The sequence below is a fragment of the Acinetobacter sp. CFCC 10889 genome (genome assembly GCF_003268395.1).
GTDB lineage: Bacteria > Pseudomonadota > Gammaproteobacteria > Pseudomonadales > Moraxellaceae > Acinetobacter.
In genome coordinates, this window is record NZ_LQXQ01000020.1 from 16360 (window position 1) to 35927 (window position 19568).

The 19568-nt window shown below is 36.9% G+C and carries 15 protein-coding genes and 1 pseudogene; 12 read left to right on the top strand and 4 right to left on the bottom strand.

The features are described from left to right. The first annotated feature begins 72 nt into the window (after positions 1-72). Positions 73-408 carry a hypothetical protein gene (locus tag AVJ19_RS09350; protein WP_111859463.1) on the top strand — a complete coding sequence of 112 codons (336 nt, stop codon included), beginning with the start codon at positions 73-75 and terminating at the stop codon, positions 406-408. A 74-nt stretch (positions 409-482) separates the two neighbouring features. On the opposite strand, the gene AVJ19_RS22205 is transcribed toward AVJ19_RS09350, so the two are convergent. Then, complete coding sequence (locus AVJ19_RS22205) at positions 483-635, bottom strand: hypothetical protein (protein ID WP_171334190.1); 153 nt, start codon at positions 633-635, stop codon at positions 483-485. Positions 636-850: 215 nt separating this feature from the next. Then, a complete protein-coding gene (locus tag AVJ19_RS09355; protein WP_162626576.1) occupies positions 851-1348 on the bottom strand; it encodes a hypothetical protein in 498 nt (165 codons plus the stop codon). A 699-nt stretch (positions 1349-2047) separates the two neighbouring features. On the opposite strand from AVJ19_RS09355, the gene AVJ19_RS09360 reads away from it, so the two are divergent. The 11 genes and pseudogenes from AVJ19_RS09360 to AVJ19_RS09410 all read left to right on the top strand — a co-directional run. Beyond that, entirely contained in the window at positions 2048-2305 is a 258-nt protein-coding gene (locus tag AVJ19_RS09360; protein ID WP_111859465.1) for a helix-turn-helix transcriptional regulator, read from the top strand. Between the two features lie 438 nt (positions 2306-2743). Further along, positions 2744-3841 (top strand): YagK/YfjJ domain-containing protein, encoded by a 1098-nt coding sequence (locus AVJ19_RS09365; RefSeq protein WP_228203338.1) that lies wholly within the window; start codon positions 2744-2746, stop codon positions 3839-3841. 116 nt (positions 3842-3957) lie between these two features. Next, positions 3958-5001 (top strand): DUF932 domain-containing protein, encoded by a 1044-nt coding sequence (locus tag AVJ19_RS09370; RefSeq protein WP_111859467.1) that lies wholly within the window; start codon positions 3958-3960, stop codon positions 4999-5001. Positions 5002-5168: 167 nt separating this feature from the next. Further along, positions 5169-6218 carry a YqaJ viral recombinase family protein gene (locus tag AVJ19_RS09375; RefSeq protein ID WP_111859468.1) on the top strand — a complete coding sequence of 350 codons (1050 nt, stop codon included), beginning with the start codon at positions 5169-5171 and terminating at the stop codon, positions 6216-6218. Positions 6219-6352: 134 nt separating this feature from the next. Then, the gene (locus AVJ19_RS09380; RefSeq protein WP_111859469.1) at positions 6353-7297 is read left to right on the top strand and encodes a hydrolase or metal-binding protein; all 945 of its coding nucleotides are present in this window, start codon (positions 6353-6355) and stop codon (positions 7295-7297) included. 188 nt (positions 7298-7485) lie between these two features. Next, a complete protein-coding gene (locus tag AVJ19_RS09385) occupies positions 7486-10335 on the top strand; it encodes an SNF2-related protein (protein WP_228203339.1) in 2850 nt (949 codons plus the stop codon). A gap of 26 nt (positions 10336-10361) precedes the next feature. Then, positions 10362-11459 carry an AAA family ATPase gene (locus tag AVJ19_RS09390; RefSeq protein ID WP_111859471.1) on the top strand — a complete coding sequence of 366 codons (1098 nt, stop codon included), beginning with the start codon at positions 10362-10364 and terminating at the stop codon, positions 11457-11459. After that, complete coding sequence (locus AVJ19_RS09395) at positions 11456-12115, top strand: DUF4276 family protein (RefSeq protein ID WP_111859472.1); 660 nt, start codon at positions 11456-11458, stop codon at positions 12113-12115. The genes AVJ19_RS09390 and AVJ19_RS09395 overlap by 4 nt, the downstream gene beginning before the upstream one ends. Beyond that, complete coding sequence (locus AVJ19_RS09400) at positions 12115-13767, top strand: site-specific DNA-methyltransferase (RefSeq protein WP_111859473.1); 1653 nt, start codon at positions 12115-12117, stop codon at positions 13765-13767. Before AVJ19_RS09395 ends, AVJ19_RS09400 begins: the two co-directional genes overlap by 1 nt. Next, on the top strand, positions 13764-16559 hold the full coding sequence (locus tag AVJ19_RS09405; protein WP_111859474.1) for a DEAD/DEAH box helicase: 2796 nt from the start codon (positions 13764-13766) through the stop codon (positions 16557-16559). Before AVJ19_RS09400 ends, AVJ19_RS09405 begins: the two co-directional genes overlap by 4 nt. Before the next feature lie 83 nt (positions 16560-16642). Continuing rightward, positions 16643-16849: pseudogene (locus AVJ19_RS09410) on the top strand (Fic family protein); the annotation flags it as partial. Positions 16850-17008: 159 nt separating this feature from the next. Here the strand turns inward: AVJ19_RS09410 and AVJ19_RS09415 are convergent. Next, entirely contained in the window at positions 17009-18286 is a 1278-nt protein-coding gene (locus AVJ19_RS09415; protein WP_111859475.1) for a tyrosine-type recombinase/integrase, read from the bottom strand. A 299-nt stretch (positions 18287-18585) separates the two neighbouring features. After that, positions 18586-19512, bottom strand: a complete 927-nt coding sequence (locus AVJ19_RS09420; protein ID WP_111859476.1) for a SphA family protein — start codon at positions 19510-19512, stop codon at positions 18586-18588. Between the last annotated feature and the right edge of the window lie 56 nt (positions 19513-19568).

Below are 19568 nucleotides of genomic sequence, written 5' to 3' on the forward strand. Positions count from 1 at the left end.
CACTTTTTTTGAGATACATATTATTCCTTTGAACATAATTTTGTGTTCGTTATGAACTAAGGAGTAATGGATATGTCAATCGAATGTCCAAGATGTAAATCATCTGAAATTAGTATAAAAAACTACGGGCGTAAAGTTGGTGGAACAGTAGGAACAGCTGCTGGAACAGTAGGTGGTGTTTCAACAGCAATGACCTCAGCACAAGCAGGTGCGATAATAGGGATGGCTGCTGGTCCAGTAGGTGCAATATTTGGTGGACTTGCTGGCGCTATAATTGGTGGGTTGGTTGGCGGTGTGGCAGGTTGTAGTGCAGGAGCGGCATTAGGTGAAATGGTGGATGAATCTATTTTAGATAATTATCAGTGCTTACAGTGTGGATGTTGTTTCAGTGAGTCTGATAAACAATAAAATCTGATATAGGTGGCTAAAACAGGTATTCTAGGCAGCTTAAAATGGGCTACCTAGAATACAGAATACGTATTTTATTTTCCTGAAATGACTTTAAGAATGATCCATGCGAATAATGGACTAATAAGAGTTGCAATGAAAAACCATAGCCAAAAACTACGGTTTTGTTCCATTGCACTGAAACCGACAACAATCGCAAAAATGAGCCAAAGAAGAATGATTGGCATGTTAAATCTCCTTTTTTTGTTGATTAGTGGGAAGGGTAATTTAGCTAGCCATGCCACTTTAAGGTGGAGGTTGTTTTACCCAGTTATTTTCTGTAAAACGATAACGTTTTGGTTATCAGCAGAAATAACTCCCAAACTTATTTAAATTGAAAAATCTAAAATTCACCCTGCATAATGTCACCATATTGTTTGGCGTGTGATTAGTGCAAAATAAATTAAAAATTAAAAGTGTATGCACCTGTATCTGTTTCAACATTGATCTCTTTAATGGCATGGAAATCACAATAAATATTTGCACGAACGCTTTGTCCAAATTTCAGTTGTCCATGACCAGGCCAATTGCGATACCAAAAGCGTGGAGCACAGGTATTGCCTCGATTGACGATTACTTTATAGATGGTTGTTTCATCGCTAATGGCGCTTACATCTAATTGTAGATAATTGCCGTTCCCCATTTTTGCAGCATGTTCATTGAACTGTTCACTTAGATGTAGCTCTACAGGGGGTTCATTTGTATTTTGTACAAACTCATCATGGATTGTTTCTTCTTCAGGAATATCTTCTGTTGTCACTTCAGAAATATCCAGATTTGCAAAATCTTGCACAGCCGCAGGCTGTTCATCTTTAGAAGATGCTTTTGCAGTGGATTGAGGTTCTTGATGGCAAGCTGAGAGTAATGCAGCTATACATAAACTTACTATTATTTTTTTCATGATTTCCCCGAATAACTTTTTAAAAGCTGTCAAAGATTGAGATGAAAAATCATCCTATCTTTTTAAAGGATTTGAGCTATTTAATTGAATTTAGTTGATAAGGGGCAAACTGAAACCCAAGTTAAAGAGGGTGATACCGCATTACCTTTATTAAAGTAACAGTAGTGGGGATATAGTAAGTGATTTGAATCAGCAATGAATTTAGTCATGGTCATGACTCCTTTTGTGGTTTAAGAGTCTTACCAGTTACTGTCAAATAATGGTGGCAAGACTAGAAGGGTTGACAGACCGGTACAAAAGGAGACCAGCGCACACAAGTGTGCCCCTCCTAATCTCACCATAAAGGCGTGACTTAAGAGAACGCACAAAACCAAAACACAGCGTTTTTGTGCGCCTTTTGTAAACGATCTGTCAAAATCGACTGACCATGAGGGTCAGCTTGCACAGGATAATGTGTGAGATGTGAAAGTGTCAAGTATAGAAAAAATCAAAATAGCCATAGCATTGTGTGCGTGAATTAGTAAAAAAGTAGCTTATTTACAACGGTTTGAGTGTTTTAGGTTTTCTGATAAGTAAAAAAATGATGCGGTGCTTCTCTGTTATGGAAGAGCATGCAGCACAGAAAATCAGGATCATTACAAATGAATTTCTGTTTGCACTCTTATTCTTTAAAACATTGAATCCTATTGGAGAGCAATTATGAACAGTTTAAGCATCGCACATAATATAGAGTCTATTGAAGTACCCAACAATAAAATTATTCGGTTGAAACAGGTTGTTGCACTGACAGGGTTATCTCGTTCTACAATTTATGATCGGATGGATCCGAAGTCTAAACGTTATGATGCAAGCTTTCCTAAATCAATTAGATTGGGCACTGTATCAAAAATTGGTGCTGTGGGGTGGATTGAATCAGAAATCCAAGCATGGATTAAAAAGAAAATCGAGGAAAGATAAAGTCTACTTTTAAGTTGAGTGCAAGCGCATAATTCAACGATTGATTTTTATCACAATTTTAAAATAAAAACCTTGAGCAAAGCCTTTACGTTTCTATGTTTGAACAATACTTTTATAGATATTTAGATACATTTAAATGACTAAAACATTCTGGTACTTATGTTATTTAATTTATATGAATCTAATCTGTACATGATCTAGTTACACTTCAGCTAAAAGACATGTATTGGGATTTATAAAACCAGTTCTTACTTCTTCCCTAGATCATTATACTGATCACTTCAAAGATAAATCACATCTACCAGTCAATATGGTGGTGTACCTAAGCATCTCTGAATATTCAATCAAAAGATCTCGCTAGGCATTTGATGGATAGTCATCTATAGCGTTGAAGAAGCATAGAAATCAAAGGAGGCTCGAATCTATATGAGAGTTTCCATGATTGATTTATATAAACAAGATTTATTAAAACAGTTGTCTGATGAGGATTATCAACAGTGGTGTAATGACCTGATGATAATCAAACGAATTGTTATAGCAATAAATCGTTATAAACGTTTTAAAGATATCTTTGATAGTCGTTTATGTTATTACCTTCCTAATTATTCAAGATTTGGGTCAAGAATTTATTCTAATGAAAGTTATGATGATCCACGTAATTTAGCCAATGATTTTTTATATGGGATATCAGTGCTTAGAAAGATTGATGATTACTATCCATTAGAATATTACCCTTTATATCTCAGAATATTTATAGACTGTGTGGATGCAGGACAATTAACACGTGTACATTATGATCCAGCAAATATTTCTCCGATCTTTGCTGATCGGCTTAATGATTGTATGTTTGAAATTCATCAAGAACTTAGGAAAAATGAAAATAGAATCGCATTAAAACGAGTCAAAGAAATCACTTCACGTCAAAGACGGAGTGTAGAAGAATACATTGATCGACTTATTTTATGTGTCTCTCGTTTACTTGTGGTACGTATTGATTTTGGTTACTGCGAAGATGCAGATACGAGTTATGAGTTGATTAGTAAACACCGAGATGTGTTATTACGTTATTTACGTGAAAAACATGATGGTGGTGTACAAGTGGGTTATATCTGGAAACTTGAGTATGGATTGAAGAAAGGTTATCACTTACACATGATGATTTTTTTAAATGGTTCACTTGTTCAAGAAAGTATTAGCCATGGTAAGTTGATAGCAAACCATTGGATTCAAGTGATTACTGAGAGTAAAGGGGTCGCATTTAACTGCAATGCGATCATGAGTCGTTACCAACGCAACGGTATAGGAAGGGTGGATTACTATGATATTAATAAGATTAATGCACTTAAATTTGCTTGCGAATATTTAACTAAATATGATGAGTATATTGAATTGGTACATTATGGCTATCAAACAAATCAATGTATAGATGATCCGACGAGGCAACCTATTTATACCAAGCTAAACCGTGTGTTTGGTAAGGCAAAGCCTCCTACTTACATTCCTCATTTGGGGCGCCCTCGAAGTAAAGGAATATAAACACTCTATTGAATTTTAATTCATTCAAGCTGCAATGTATCCGTTGTGGGTACATTGCAGTTTATTTCAGATACATATTATTGCCATGAATATATTCACCTATCAGGAAAATAGAAATGGCACATCAACTTGAACAAATGGCGTATGTCGGTCAAACCCCTTGGCATGGCTTAGGCAACCAACTCAGTCAAAATCAACCGATTGAAGTTTGGGCACAACAAGCGGGCATGGATTGGCGTATTGAATCTGCCAATGTCACTTACATGGCACAAAATGAACGTGGGCAAAGTATTCTCATGCCTTATGAAGAGCAAAGGGTATTGTATCGCTCAGATACACATGCGCCACTCTCTGTGGTCAGTCAACGTTATCAAGAAGTTCAACCGATTGAAATCTTAGAGTTCTACCGTGATCTGACGGAGCAATCAGGTTTTGAACTGGAAACCGCAGGCGTTCTCAAAGGAGGTAAAAAATTCTGGGCTTTAGCCAAAACAGGGCAAAGCACCGCATTAAAAGGTAAAGATGTCAGCAATGGTTATATTTTGCTTGCTACGGCTTGTGATGGCACGCTCGCCACTACTGCACAATTTACCAGTATACGTGTGGTCTGTAACAACACTTTAGCGATTGCTTTGAAAGGACAGAGTAGCAATGCGGGTGTGGTTAAAGTTCCGCACAGTACCAAATTCGATGCAGACAAAGTGAAACAACAATTGGGAATCTCAGTGCGTGCATGGGACGAACATATGTATGAAATGAAACAACTCAGTCAGCGTAAAGTCACGCAACAAGACGCTGCTGCTTACTTTGATGCAGTATTTAACAATACCAACCTGAGCATTGCCGATCAGGATGAAAGTATTATTCAGTATTATCGCAATGTCGCGCAGAACCCTCAATCGAATCCAAATAAGGAGAAAACTGAACCCAATGGACGTGCAATGTCAAAAGTGATGGAGATGTTTAATGGGCAAGGACGAGGTGCAAGCCTATCTTCAGCTAAGGATACCGCCTATGGTCTACTGTGTAGTATGACGGAATTTATTGATCATGAACGGCGAGCAATGAGTACCGATCATCGACTTGATTCAGCTTGGTTTGGCGCTGGTGCAGGTCTGAAACAGCGCGGACTTGAGCAAGCCCTGTTAATGATTACTTAAGTTCACTCACACTTTAACAACAGGAACACTTTCCTTGACTAATACACTACTTTATTAATCAATATCTAAATTAGTAAATTCAATCTCATAGAGAGCCATGTCTGACGTAAGTCAGACATGGCTTTTTTATGTTCAATATATGGTAAATATACTTATAGGTACGTAATATGAATCGTTATTCAACAACAGCAATAAATAGCATAGAACCTCAAACTACCATAAGCCATTTTATTGCACCAAAATTTTTTAGTGCTAAACGCTTAGTTAATACTAAGAATATGAGTCAAGCTGAATGGCTTGAAGTCAGACGCCAAGGTATTGGCAGTAGTGATTGTGCCGCAGCTTGTGGACTCAATCCTTATATGTCAATGCTTGAACTGTGGATGATTAAAACAGGACGGATCAAATCAAACATTGAAGATGAAAGCTCAGGACATGCACCTTTATATTGGGGGAAACAGCTTGAGCCATTAGTTGCACAATACTACAGCATGCACACCAACAGTAAAGTGCGTCGGATCAATGCGGTACTCCAGCATCCTGATCCAGATAAATTTTTTATGTTAGCAAATTTAGACTATAGCGTAGTGGGTAGTGAAGAGGTGCAAATCTTAGAGTGCAAAACAGCAGGCGAACACGGTGCAAAACTATGGCGAGATGGTGTGCCTTTATATGTGTTATGTCAGGTGCAACATCAATTGGCAGTTACAGGCAAACAGGCAGCGCATATTTGTGTGCTGATCTGTGGGCATGAAACTAAGATTTTTAAAGTGACTCGCTCAGAATCGGTAATTCAGCACATCGTCAATGCAGAGCGTTACTTCTGGGCATGTGTAGAAAATGATACGCCACCTGAAGTCGATGCCAGTGAATCTGCGGCTAAAGCTTTACAGTTACTTTATCCTGAACATATTCCACTCACCACCACGAACTTATCTGAGGATGAACAAGCCAATCAACAGTTTGAACAACTCTTAAAAGCAAAGTCTGAAATAGAAAAACATCAAACACAATTTGATCAATTAAAACACCAATTGCAAGCCAAGATGCAGGATGCTGAACGGGCAACCTTTCAAGCAGGCTCAGTGACGTGGAAAAAGTCTAAAGACTCCATCAGTTTAGATACAAAGGCTCTACTGAAACAGCACCCTGAATATTTAGAGCAATTCCCTCAGTCTAGACAAGGCTCACGGCGTTTTAATATTTATAGTGATTAGCCTAAGCTGATAACCCACAATTTAACTTTATTCATTTCACTAAAAATCCCATGCCATAGCGCATGGGATTTTTTATGCCCAATTTATTTTTAACCGAACACAGCAACTCCATTTCAACAGAAGAGGAAAATATCATGATTAAAGGTTTAGCCATCACACCGCCGATTCTAGGGCGGATCAGCATTGGTAAAGTCGTGGAAAAGAACGGTAAACGTCTGCCTGAAAAAGATGACCAATTTACCATTACCAGTCAAATCCAAAATAAAGATGGATGGGTCAAACATCCATTGGATGAACAATTGCGTGCTAAAGCACCGAATCAGAAACTACGTTCTATTCCTGTGCGGATGATCTTTAATGATCCTGAATTGAACTTAAGAGCAGAGTACAGCTTATTTGATCGACAAACAGGACGACCGATATGCATTGGTAATGGACAAACCTGCCAACGTCTGACTAATCAAGGTGTTGAACAACATCCCTGTCCTTCACCTGACCTATGTCCATTAGCACAAGGAGGACACTGTAAGCCTTTTGGACGATTGCATGTCAACTTAGATGAGTCGGATGAATTGGGCACATTCATGTTTAGAACCACAGGCTTTAATAGTATTCGGACTTTGGCAGCAAGACTGAGTTATTACCATGCAGCATCGAATGGCTTGTTGTCTTGTCTGCCGTTACAACTGACCTTAAGAGGCAAGTCCACAACACAAAGCTATCGTACCCCTGTGTATTACGTGGATTTAACACTCAGGGATGATGTGAGCCTACAAGATGCCATTCAAATGGCGCAAGAGATTGATCGGCAAAGTAAGCAGAGTGGGTTTAATCAAACAGCTTTAGATCAAACGGCGAGGCTCGGTTTTGCTAATGCTCAGTTTGAAGTGAATATGGAAGAAGGGCTAGATTTGGTGGAGGAGTTTTATACTGAAGAAAATATTGAAGCTGAACAGTTAGCACCAGATCAAGTACAACAAGAGGCAAAACCGAAAACCAGATCTAAACTAAATCAAGGGGGTGGGTTTGTACAGGAGATGCGGAAGGGATTGCAGGGAAGTGTGAGAGCAGTGAATTAATAGCAATATTTATATTGTTTTCTTAAAGATGAAGCTAGGATCTAGTTAGGGGCCTTGATGATCATGGGGGGTATTTACCCCCTTATTTTTTGTATTTTATCAAATAGGTAAGTTTGAAAGGAAAAAACTTTTTTTAATGTTATGATATTTATCATATCTTATTTATAAAACATTGAGTTATGTCAGTCATGCTTTCTAATCAGCAAAAACAATATTTATCATGGTTGCTTACGAAAAAATCTGCTGATAACTCTATTGATTCACTTGCCTCAACATTGATTGACTCACAAGTTGATTTGAATCCCCATCAAGTAGATGCAGCTTTATTTGCCTTTAAAAATCCATTATCTCAGGGAGTGTTACTTGCAGATGAGGTAGGGTTAGGTAAAACGATAGAAGCAGGTTTAGTGATTGCCCAAACTTGGGCAGAGAGAGAAAAACGTATTTTAATCATTACACCAGCGAATCTTAGAAAGCAGTGGTATCAGGAGCTTTATGACAAGTTTGGCTTGAAGGCTGTTATTTTTGAAGCGAAGATTTACAATCAACTTAAAAAAGAAGATAACACAAAGCCTTTTATTCAAGATGACATTATTATCTGTTCTTATCAGTTTGCGAAATCTAAAGCAAATGACATAAAGAATATTGCTTGGGATTTGGTTGTAATAGATGAAGCACATCGCCTAAGAAATGTTTATAAAAAACAAAATATAACAGCAAATGTGATCAAGCAATCCTTAGAGCATGTTCACAATAAAGTACTATTAACGGCTACACCATTACAAAACTCTTTGTTAGAGCTTTATGGTTTGGTGAGTATTTTGGATGAGCGAGTCTTTGGAGATTTGGAGAGTTTTAAAAGTCAATTTATTACAGGTGATAAGGAAGTAACACTTCCGCAGCTTCGAGCAAGATTAGCCACGGTATGTAAACGGACTTTAAGACAACAAGTACAGCCTTTTGTTTCGTATACAGCACGACGTGCAATTGTTCAGGACTTTACTCCATCCAAAGAAGAACAACAATTAAGAGAATTAGTTGCTGGCTATTTGCGTCGCCCTAATTTGCAAGCATTACCAGTTGGACAAAGACAGTTGATTTCTCTTGTGTTGTGGAAGTTACTCGCTTCATCCACTCAAGCAATTGCTGGTGCTTTGGCAACAATGACAGCTCGTTTAGAAAAAAAATTGATTGATCAGGATTCTAATATTTTAGATGAGTTAGATGATGACTATGAGGCTTTGATAGAGTCTGGTGATGACTATGTAGAGCTTCTTGAAGAAGATGACATTTTATCAGCCAAAGAAAAACAAGCCATTGAATTAGAAATAGCTGAGCTTAAAGAGTTTCAATCGTTAGCTGTAAATATTAAACAGCAGTCTAAAGGGCAAGCTTTACTTATAGCATTAGAAACTGCTTTTGAAGCATTGCAAGAGTTAGGTGCAGAAAGAAAAGCCATTATTTTTACTGAGTCGAAACGGACTCAAGAATATCTCACTGAATTGCTGAGAGGCACATCTTATTTTGATGGCTTAGTTTTATTTAATGGTACTAATAATGATGATAAAGCGAAGAAGATCTATAAGGAATGGATTGAGCGATACAAAGGAACTGATCGTGTTACAGGTGCGAAGTCAGCAGATACTCGTGCAGCATTAGTTGATTACTTTAAAGAACAGGGTTCTGTCATGATCGCGACGGAGGCTGGTGCGGAAGGGATTAACTTGCAGTTTTGTTCTTTGATCATTAACTATGATTTGCCATGGAATCCACAGCGTATTGAGCAACGTATTGGGCGTTGTCATCGTTATGGTCAAAAACATGATGTTGTGGTTGTGAATTTTGTTGATCGTAGTAATGAAGCTGATTCTCGTGTCTATGATTTATTGTCTGAAAAGTTTCAACTCTTTGATGGGGTGTTCGGTGCTAGTGATGAAATCTTAGGAACGATTGGTTCAGGTGTGGACTTTGAAAAAAGAATTGCAGAAATATACCAAGAATGCCGTGATCCTGAAGAAATAGCACAAAGCTTTGAAAGTTTACAAAATGAGCTTTCAGCCGAAATTAATGAAGCAATGCTGAATACTCGTAATTTGCTGATGAATCATTTTGATGAAAATGTACTTTATCGTATTAAGTCTGATGCTATTCAAATTCGACAGACCTATGAGCAATATTTATTGGCATTGCTCAATGATGAATTTAGTCGTCATGAGGCAAATGTTATATTTGATGAAAATGGTTTCCAGTTAAATGATGCAATAACGATTGATGGAACTTCATTTAATATCGGTCGTTATGATTTAGCCAAAACAAATACACATGAACATGTCATACGTTTAAACCATCCTTTCGTTCAATCTTTACTTGATCGGTATAAGGCACAAACGCTAAAGCCTACAAAACTGGTATTTGATTATGATGCATATGGATTGCAGGTATCGAGTTTAAAGCCGTTCATCGGTGATTCAGGTTTTTTAATTGCTGAGTTATTAGAGGTTTCTAGTCTTGGTCGTCTTGAGCAACATCTTGTTTTGAGTGCGATAACCAATTCAGGTGAACTTTTGGCGGATGATGATCCTGATAAACTCTTAAAATTACCAATGAAATCTCAAGCTGAAACTGCTCAAATTGTATTGCCTGAGCAAATACGTTTAGAGCAAGAAAATCGTAAGAACAGAATTCTTGAGCAAATAAATGTTCGAAACCTTGGATTCTTTGATCAGGAAATAATTAAGCTTGATGGTTGGGCTGATGATTTAAAAAATGGTCTTGAGGTTGAGATTAAGGAAATTGATAAGGCAATTAAAGAAGCAAGAAAGTCAGCGACGATTGCAGCTTCATTACAAGATAAACTGAATTGGCAAAAAACTCAGCGTGAATTAGAGATGAAACGTACAAAGTTACGTCGTGAGTTATTTGATCGACAAGATGAAATTGATATGCAACGTAACGAGTTGATTGGTCAATTAGAGGGGCAGCTTGAACAAAAAATTGCGATGAAGAAGTTATTTGTGATTGAATGGCAATTAAGATAGGCATTATAAAATTTTGAAGATGGCATATGGTTGAGGATATTAGTGATAAGCAGATTTCGCGCATTGTTATTGAGGGTTATAAATCCATAGAAAAGTGTGATTTAGAGCTAAATACATTAAATGTACTGATAGGTGCGAATGGCGCTGGTAAATCTAATTTGATTAGCTTTTTTAAGCTAATAGGTAAAATTGTTGATGAACAACTGCAACTGGCAGTTGGAGAGTCTGGTGGACCAGACTCTGTATTACATTTTGGAAGAAAAAAAACAGAACGGCTTAAAGCTGAACTTTATTTTGGTAATAATGGATACAAGTTTAGTTTAATTCCTACTCAAGATAATCGAATGATGTTTGAACGAGAAGCATTGTGGTGGAATGTGCATGGAGATTGGAGAGCAAGAGGCGGGCATTTCGAAAGTTATATAGCAGAGCAAAAAAACAGGACAAATATTTATAATTATGTCGTTCCAGCAATTATGAGTTGGACGTTATATCACTTTCATGATACGAGCTCGACTGCCACGGTTAAGCAAATTCATAATATCGGTGATAATGAATATTTAAGACAAGATGGAAAAAACTTGGCTGCATTTTTGTATCGGTTGAAGCAACAATATGAGTCAAACTATAAACGTATTGTAAAAACAATTCGTTTAGTAGCTCCATTTTTCGGTGATTTCCATTTGCGTCCTACAGTCGCCAATCCTGAAAAAATTCAGCTGGAATGGATTGAAGCTGGGCAAGATGAGCCATTTAATGCTAGCGCACTATCAGATGGTACTCTACGGTTTATCTGTTTGGTCACTGTATTGCTATTACCTGATAAATTTATGCCAGCAACAATATTAATTGATGAGCCTGAACTTGGTTTGCATCCATATGCAATTAAGGTTTTAGCTAACCTCATAAAGTCTACAGCTATAGATCATCAAATAATCATTTCAACACAGTCCGTTGAGCTACTCAATGAATTTACATTAGAGGATCTGATTGTTGTCGATAAGATTAAAGGAGACTCGACTTTTACAAGACTGGATTCGGAAAAACTATCTGAATGGCTTGATGAATATTCTCTTGGTGAACTGTGGAAGAAAAATATCATTGGGGGGAGACCTAACCGATGAAGCGTATTTATATTTTGGTCGAAGGACAAACAGAAGAGTCTTTTGTTGATGAAGCAATGGTTCCTTTTTATGCTCAGTTAGGTATTTTTATTCAGCCAATTATTGTATCTACAAGTAAAAGTTGTAAAGGGGGGATAACCAGTTACGCCAAAATAAAACCTCAAATACTGAAGCTTTGTAGACAAGATAAAAATGCATGGGTAACGACCTTTTTTGACTTATACGCTTTACCTAATGATTTTCCAATGAAAAGTAGTTCTGGTTATAGTTCTTTAAATAATTGTCACGATAAAGTAAATTTTTTGGAGAATGCTTTACAGCAAGATATCAGTGAACAAAACTTTTTGCCCTACATTATGCTGCATGAGTTTGAAGCCTTATTATTTGTTGATCCTGACAAGTTTGAATGGTGGGTTGATGATGCATTAATTATAGATAGTCTGCATCAAATAAAAAATAGCTATACCTCACCTGAAGAAATTAATAATAGCCCACAGACAGCACCATCTAAACGTATTTTAGGTTTAATTCCTGATTATAAAAAAGTTGTACAAGGTACAATTATTGCAATGGAGATAGGTTTAGATGAAATGCGTAGGCAATGTCTGCATTTTAATCATTGGTTGGATCGTTTAGAAAATTTAAGAGATTTATGATGTCAAAAACAAAACTTGAACTGACTTGGATTGGTAAAGATAAGCGACCACGCCTAGAGCCACGAATTTTACTTGAAGATCCTTCAAAGTCTTACTATGCAAATAGCAAAGTTTCAGAAAATGATATCTTTGATAATAAGTTAATTTTTGGCGATAACTTACTTGCCCTTAAAGCTTTAGAGCGTGAATATGCAGGTAAAGTAAAATGTATTTTTATTGATCCACCTTATAATACAGGTAGCGCTTTTTCTCATTATGACGATGGCTTAGAGCATTCTATCTGGTTGGGTTTAATGCGTGATCGTCTAGAAATTCTTAAATCACTACTAGCTGAAGATGGATCAATTTGGATTTCATTAGACAACAATGAAGTACATTATTTAAAAGTACTTTGTGATGAAATTTTTGGTAGAGCTAATTATTTAGGGGATTTAATTTGGAAAAAACGAAAAGGCGGAGGGAATGACTCACAGTTTTTTGCTGTTGATCATGACTATATTTTAGCTTATTTAAAAAATAATGATAAAAAACTTCACACAAAAAAATGGAGAGTACCTCAAACGGAGGAGTATCTAAAACGCTATAAAGAAACAGATGAAAATGGTGAACGATATTATTGGGATACATTAGCAAGGAATGGTCTTAAGAATCCCATTCCTATTGAATTGGAAGCACCAGATGGATCTAAAGTTATTTTTAATTCACAAAAAGGTTTAGATACTATTGAAAAAGGTTTAAAAACTGGTCATATCAAATTTACCCATACTAAGAATGGTTGGACTTTACATCATAGAGTATATATGCCAGAGGGTCAGGTTTTACGCTCTATTCTTGATCAGGTTGGTACTAATAAAGATTCAAGCGATGAAATGGAGCAAATTTTTGGTAATAAAAAAGCTTTTGATTATCCAAAACCTGAAAGTTTAATTGAAAGTATTCTTAATCTAGCAACAAATTCAGAAGATTTAGTTTTGGATTCATTCGCAGGTTCTGGTACAACAGGGGCAGTGGCACATAAAATGGGTCGTCGCTGGATTATGGTTGAACTTGGCGAGCATTGTCATACTCATGTTATTCCTCGTCTGCAAAAAGTGATTGATGGTGAAGATAAAGGCGGTGTTACTGAATCTACTAGCTGGCAAGGTGGCGGTGGTTTCCGTTATTACAAACTCGCACCAAGTCTGATGAAAAAAGATCAATGGGATAACTGGGTAATCAACCCTGAATATAATCAGGAAATGCTAGTTGAAGCGATGTGTAAGCTAGAAGGATATACCTATACACCATCCGAAACAGAGTACTGGAATCATGGTAAAGGTAGTGAAACGGACTTTATTTATGTCACCACACAGACTTTAACTGATCAACAGTTACAAGCGATTTCTGAAGAAGTCGGTGAGGGGCGTACTTTGCTGATTATTGCCAGTGCATGGCGTTGTAAAAATATTGATCGTTTTATCAACCTGACTTTAAAGAAAATTCCAAACAGTATCATTAAGGCATGTGAGTGGGGGCATGACGATTACAGTTTGAATGTTCAAAATCTGCCGATGTCAGAACCTGATATTGAAGAAAAGCCAAAAGTGAAGAAAGTTAAAAATACGCAAGAACAAGGTCAGGTAACGGGTGACTTATTTGGGGATCAAACATGACAACATCAATTCAACATTCACAACGAAACCCTGTTGCCCAAGTTGTTAAAGACTTGAAAGCACGCTTGTCTTTACGTGCACCTCAAGCAGAAAGCTTAGAGAAACTCGATCTAGCTATTCAAAATGCCAAAGAACTACTGACAAAGAAGGGTCGAGATCCTGAAGTTAATGAGCAAACACTAGCAAAATTACAAACAGTATTTCCAACATTAGTTGATTTTGAAAGAGACTTTCCTAGTATCTGTTTTAGCTTGGCAACAGGTGTAGGTAAAACACGCCTGATGGGTGCTTTTATTGCTTATTTGCATTTGGCACATGAAATTAATAATTTTTTTGTCTTAGCACCAAACTTAACGATTTACGAAAAATTAATCACAGATTTTACTCCAAATACACCTAAGTATGTTTTTGCAAATTTGGCACAGTTCAACTTTCAATCACCGATGATTATCACAGGTGATAATTACGATAGTCGTGATACTGCAACCGCTAGTTTATTAGGTCAAATACGGATTAATGTATTTAACATCTCAAAAATTAATAGCGAAGTTCGTGGTGGTAAAGAACCTCGTATTAAGCGTATGCGTGAAGTATTAGGTGAAAGCTATTTTAATCATTTAGCTGGGTTAGATGACCTAGTGCTTTTAATGGATGAGTCGCATCGTTACCGTGCAAGTGCAGGGATTAAAGCGATTAATGAACTTAATCCATTGATGGGATTGGAAGTAACAGCAACACCATTTGTAGAAACGAATAGAGGTCCTGTTCCATTTAAAAATGTGGTAATGGATTATCCATTAGCACGAGCAATGGAAGATGGCTTTGTGAAAGAGCCAGCAGTAGTGACTCAGCGTAACTTTGATCCAAGAGGCTTAAGCACAGAACAGATAGAAGAAATTAAGCTTAAAGATGGTATACGCTTACATGAAATGACCAAAGTGCACTTAATTAATTATGCGCAAAATACAGGTCAACAAAGAGTCAAGCCATTTGTGCTTATTATTGCACGTGATACGACCCATGCGGCTCAATTAAAAGAGCGTATTGAATCTGATGAATTCTTTAAAGGTCAATACAAAGATAAAGTCATTCAGGTTGATAGTAGTACCAAAGAAGAAGAGATTACACAACGATTATTGTCAGTCGAAGATCCAAATGAACCAACAGAAATCGTCATTCATGTAAACATGCTAAAAGAAGGTTGGGACGTAACGAATCTTTATACAATTATCCCATTACGTGCTGCAAATGCTCGTACTTTGGTAGAACAGTCTATTGGTCGTGGTTTGCGTTTGCCTTATGGAAAGCGTACAGGTGTAGAAGAAGTGGATCGCCTAAGTATTGTGGCACATGATCGATTCCAAGATATTGTTGATGAAGCAAATCGAGAGGATTCAATTCTTAAGTTAAAGACTTATATTCTTGAGCCTGAAAGTGAAGAGCAAGAAGTCATCAGTGTAACAAGTACATCTCGTTTAGATGTGCTGTTAGGTACTGGGCACAGTCAGCTAACTGATACTCAAGAAACCGTTACTATTCAAGATCAGGTTGAGCTGAAGGATGAAAAGACTAATGAGACAAATCTGAAAGTTGATTTGGATTTAACAGATCCAACTGTAATTCAGGCCATTCAGCAAGTGAAGAAAGAGATTCAGGCACAAGCTAAAAATACTGAAACAGTAAAACATAGTGAAGATTTAACTCGTCAAGAAGTTCAAGCTCAAATGACAGCAAATGTACTTAAGGCGATACAAGATAATGTTTCGGATATAGTGCAGGAATTAGATTTTGGTGAAGAGCAAAGTAACAAAAAACTTCCATCCGAAGAAGACGTACTAAAAATTGTTCAGCAGGTTACTGAAGTACATATTCAGAATACGATTGATATTCCACGTATCTCGGTAACTCCTTCTGATGATGTAACAACAGGGTTTGATTCATTTAATCTAGACACTCAAGGATTACATTTACAGCCTCAAGAGCGTGAGCTGATTGGTCAAAACTTAAGTAATAATCAAGTCTTCAGTATAAAAGCAGATGAAGCCTTAAATGAAAAGAGTCCTCAAGATCGTATTGTATATGCACTGATTGATTTTGATGATATTGATTACTTTACTCAAGCAGACTTGTTGTATGACTTGTCGAATCAAATGGTAGATTATTTTAAAACCTACTTAACTGATGATGAGGTAATACAGGTTGTTGAACAGAATTATCAAACTATCGCCAATAATATTCATGGTCAGATGCAGGAGCATCATTGGGAAAATGCATCAGACTATAATGTTGTAATTAACCGCAGTTTTGTTGAGCTAAAACAGCCAAGTTTCACGGCAGTAAAGGAAATTCCACCTCAGTCCATTCGTGTGACACCTGCTAAAGGAGTATCGATTAAAAAGTTACTTTTTACGGGTTTCGCAAAATGTCTTATGGTCTTTCAAAAGTTTGATTCAGATACAGAAAGACGCTTTGCCATTATTTTGGAAAGAGATAGTAATAAATGGTTTAAGCCAGCTAAGGGACAATTCCAAATTTATTATAATTTTCAAGGAGCACAGCCTGAATATATTCCAGACTTTGTAGTTGAGACGGAAAAGTATTATTTACTTGCTGAAACAAAAGCAGAAAATGAAATGACTTCAGAAGAAGTGATTATCAAAGCTCAAGCTGGAAGTGAGTGGTGCAAGAATGCCTCAACAGTGTCGACTAAACCTTGGCATTATTTATTGATTCCACATAATGAAGTCACTGAAAGTAAGAGATTAGATGATTATTTTCGCTTTAAAAAGTGAGTGGATAAATTGAGATGCTTAAGAGATGGGGACTCTTAAGCATAATTTTATAGGCTGGGTAAGTTCAAGCATGATCGCTAGCTAGCTATCATGTTACCGCTCAAGCTGACGTACAAGTCAGCGACCAAGTTCAGCGTTTAATTTCGGCAATAAAGCAAGATGATTATACTTTAGCTGAATTGATTGGATTAACTCATCGAGCAACGTTCCAAAAGAATTACTTAAATCCTGCAATAGAAGCTGGTCTGATTAAACGTACCATTCCTAATAAGCCGAAAAGTCCTAAGTAAAAAATATCATTTGAATTGATCAAGTCTAGGTGTAGAGTTGAGAGAAAATGAGCTAAATGATAGAATACAGATAAATAAGCGGTTAAAGTTAAAATAATAATACAGTACAATTGGATAAAATACGGATGTTATTTTCACCTATTTTACTTATCTAGACCATCATTGGACTACTTTTTTATTACAAAAATCAGCCCAATCAGCCATTAAATCTTTACGTTTTGCTAGATATGCTCCACGTAAATATGCAGCTTCTACTTCATCAGGTAGTTTATGTGCAAGCACATGCTCACAAACTTCGCGTGGGTAATCAGTCTTATCAGCAGACCAGTCGCGGAATGTGGAGCGAAAGCCATGTGTTGTAATCACTCGATTCTGTTTTGGATCAATATAACCTAAGCCATTTTCTTCAAGTTTTTGTTCATGCATGCGTTTGATTAGAGTAGTTAGAGACATATCTGAGAGCATACCGCCACGAGGTGCAGGGAAGAGAAAATCATTTGGCTGAGTATATGGTTGAACGGATTCAAGCAAATGAATAGCTTGTTTAGACAAAGGAACACGATGCTCTTTATCTGCTTTCATTCGTTCTTTAGGAATGATCCAGACCTTATTCTTAAAATCAATTTCCTGCCATGTTGCACCAAAAATCTCACCAGACCGACATGCTGTTAAAATGGCAAACTCCAAAGCTTTTGGAGAAATTCCTTTTTTCTGTCTTAAGTGTTTAATAAACTCAGCAACCTGTTCATAAGGTAAAGATGGGTGAGGGCGCGATTCCTGCTTTAAATTACCTAAGATAGGTTCAAGATTGCCTTTCCATTCAGCAGGATTATCACCAACAAAATATCCCATTGCCTTGGCATAATCAAAAATTGTTTCTATACGACCACGAACGCGTTTGGCTGTTTCATTCTTTTCAGTCCAGATAGGTTTGAGGGCTTTTACAATATCTACTTTTGTTATGGTACTAATGATGAGACTACCTAGCGTTGGATAGATATATGTTTCCAGTGTTGATGACCATTGTCTGATATGTTTTTCATTTTTGAGTTCACGGGCTTTATTAGCAATAACAACTTTTGCACACTCTATGAAAGTTTTATTTCGTAGTTGTTGGATATAAAGCCTTTCAAGTTGTTCTTGCTTATGTGTAATTGGGTCAATGCCACTTCGTATTTGTAATCTTAATTCAGTAGCTTTAACACGAGCTTCGGCTAAAGAAACTTCAGGATAAGGACCAATACCGATATCACGGCGATGAGATTTTAGTTTTCCATCCTTATCTAGACGTTTTCCTACCACTGCACGTAAAATCCAGACACGTGAGTTGCCTTCTACATTGAGGCACAAGCCATCAACGCCACCTACAGAATATCGACCAGTCTCTTTAATTTTTGCTACACTGAGTGCAGATAGTTCTTTAGATTTCTTTGGCATTTATTATTACCCCACAACCTACCCCTCATAAAATACTGGAAACGATTAGATTTAACAAGACTATTTTGGATAGGTTTTATTTTAAGTATTTGAAAAGTATTATATCGTAGCATTTATTTGGATTAGGTAGGACTCTTGTTAGACGGACACCGCTTCCGCCAAATTCAAAAAGCCCTTGTGAAAACAAGGGCTTTTTTATTGTTTATATATTTTATCTTATATTAGATATTGCACTCATTACATAGCTCATCATTTGATTTAGATTGAATCTGAGGAAAAGCTAAAAATAATGTGTCAAATTAATATTTAAACATGTAGGTTAAATAAAAATTATTATTTTCAGGCTTGTTTTCCGCAACAATATCTTTTTGCCATGATGCAATTACAATCGAGTGATTCGGAAATTGATATTGCAATGTTGGACCGACCCCAAAGCCTTTGGTTTTAGAATCTTTTAGTTTTTTCCCGTTTAATTCATCTTCTTCAAGTTGGTCAGCATAATAACCACTCACACCTGCTTTCCATGGTCCATGCTTATAGGCAGCCATGTACTCTATGAAATACTCAGTGCCTGTTTTATAGTCGGTTTCATCATTCTTAAAGTTATAGGATAAACGTGGTTCGATACCAAGCTCAAAACCCTGTGGACTTTCATATCTCAATGCAACGATTGGTTGTATGGAATAACGATTATTGGAAATATTTAAAGCACGATTTTTAGAATATGAACCGATAGGGATGATGTAATCCGCTGCAAGTACGGCATGCCAATTTTTCTTTTCACCCAAATCCCACTGGAATAAAAATGGTCCAAAAATAAGATCACCTAAACCTTCTTGACTGTCTGAAAATGGACCATAGGGTGTATTCATTGAGTTTTTGACGTGTGCATATGTGCCGATGAGTTCAGAGGCAACACTATCTGCACCAAAAATATGACTATCCCAAACCGTAAAGAAACGTAAGGTTTCTGAGGTTACTTTTAGGTCAAAGTCACTGCCTTTAATTTCATCACCTTTTGAGTTGTTCAAACGAGATGAGTTGGTGTGTGCGGTAAGTGATTGTAAATAATTCCCCGGTACTGGTGGAAAACCACCAATTAAAAATAGAGATGATCCACCTGGAAAAGAGGAGTTTCCATTTTCCGCAGCGTAAGTGGACATCGTTGATAACAGCATTAAAGCAGGTGCAAGCAGAGTTGCATTGCGCATTTTTTGATTTAGCATAAGTCTATCCATAGTGTTATTGCTTATTTTTTCCATTTCAATAAGCAGGATTTTTA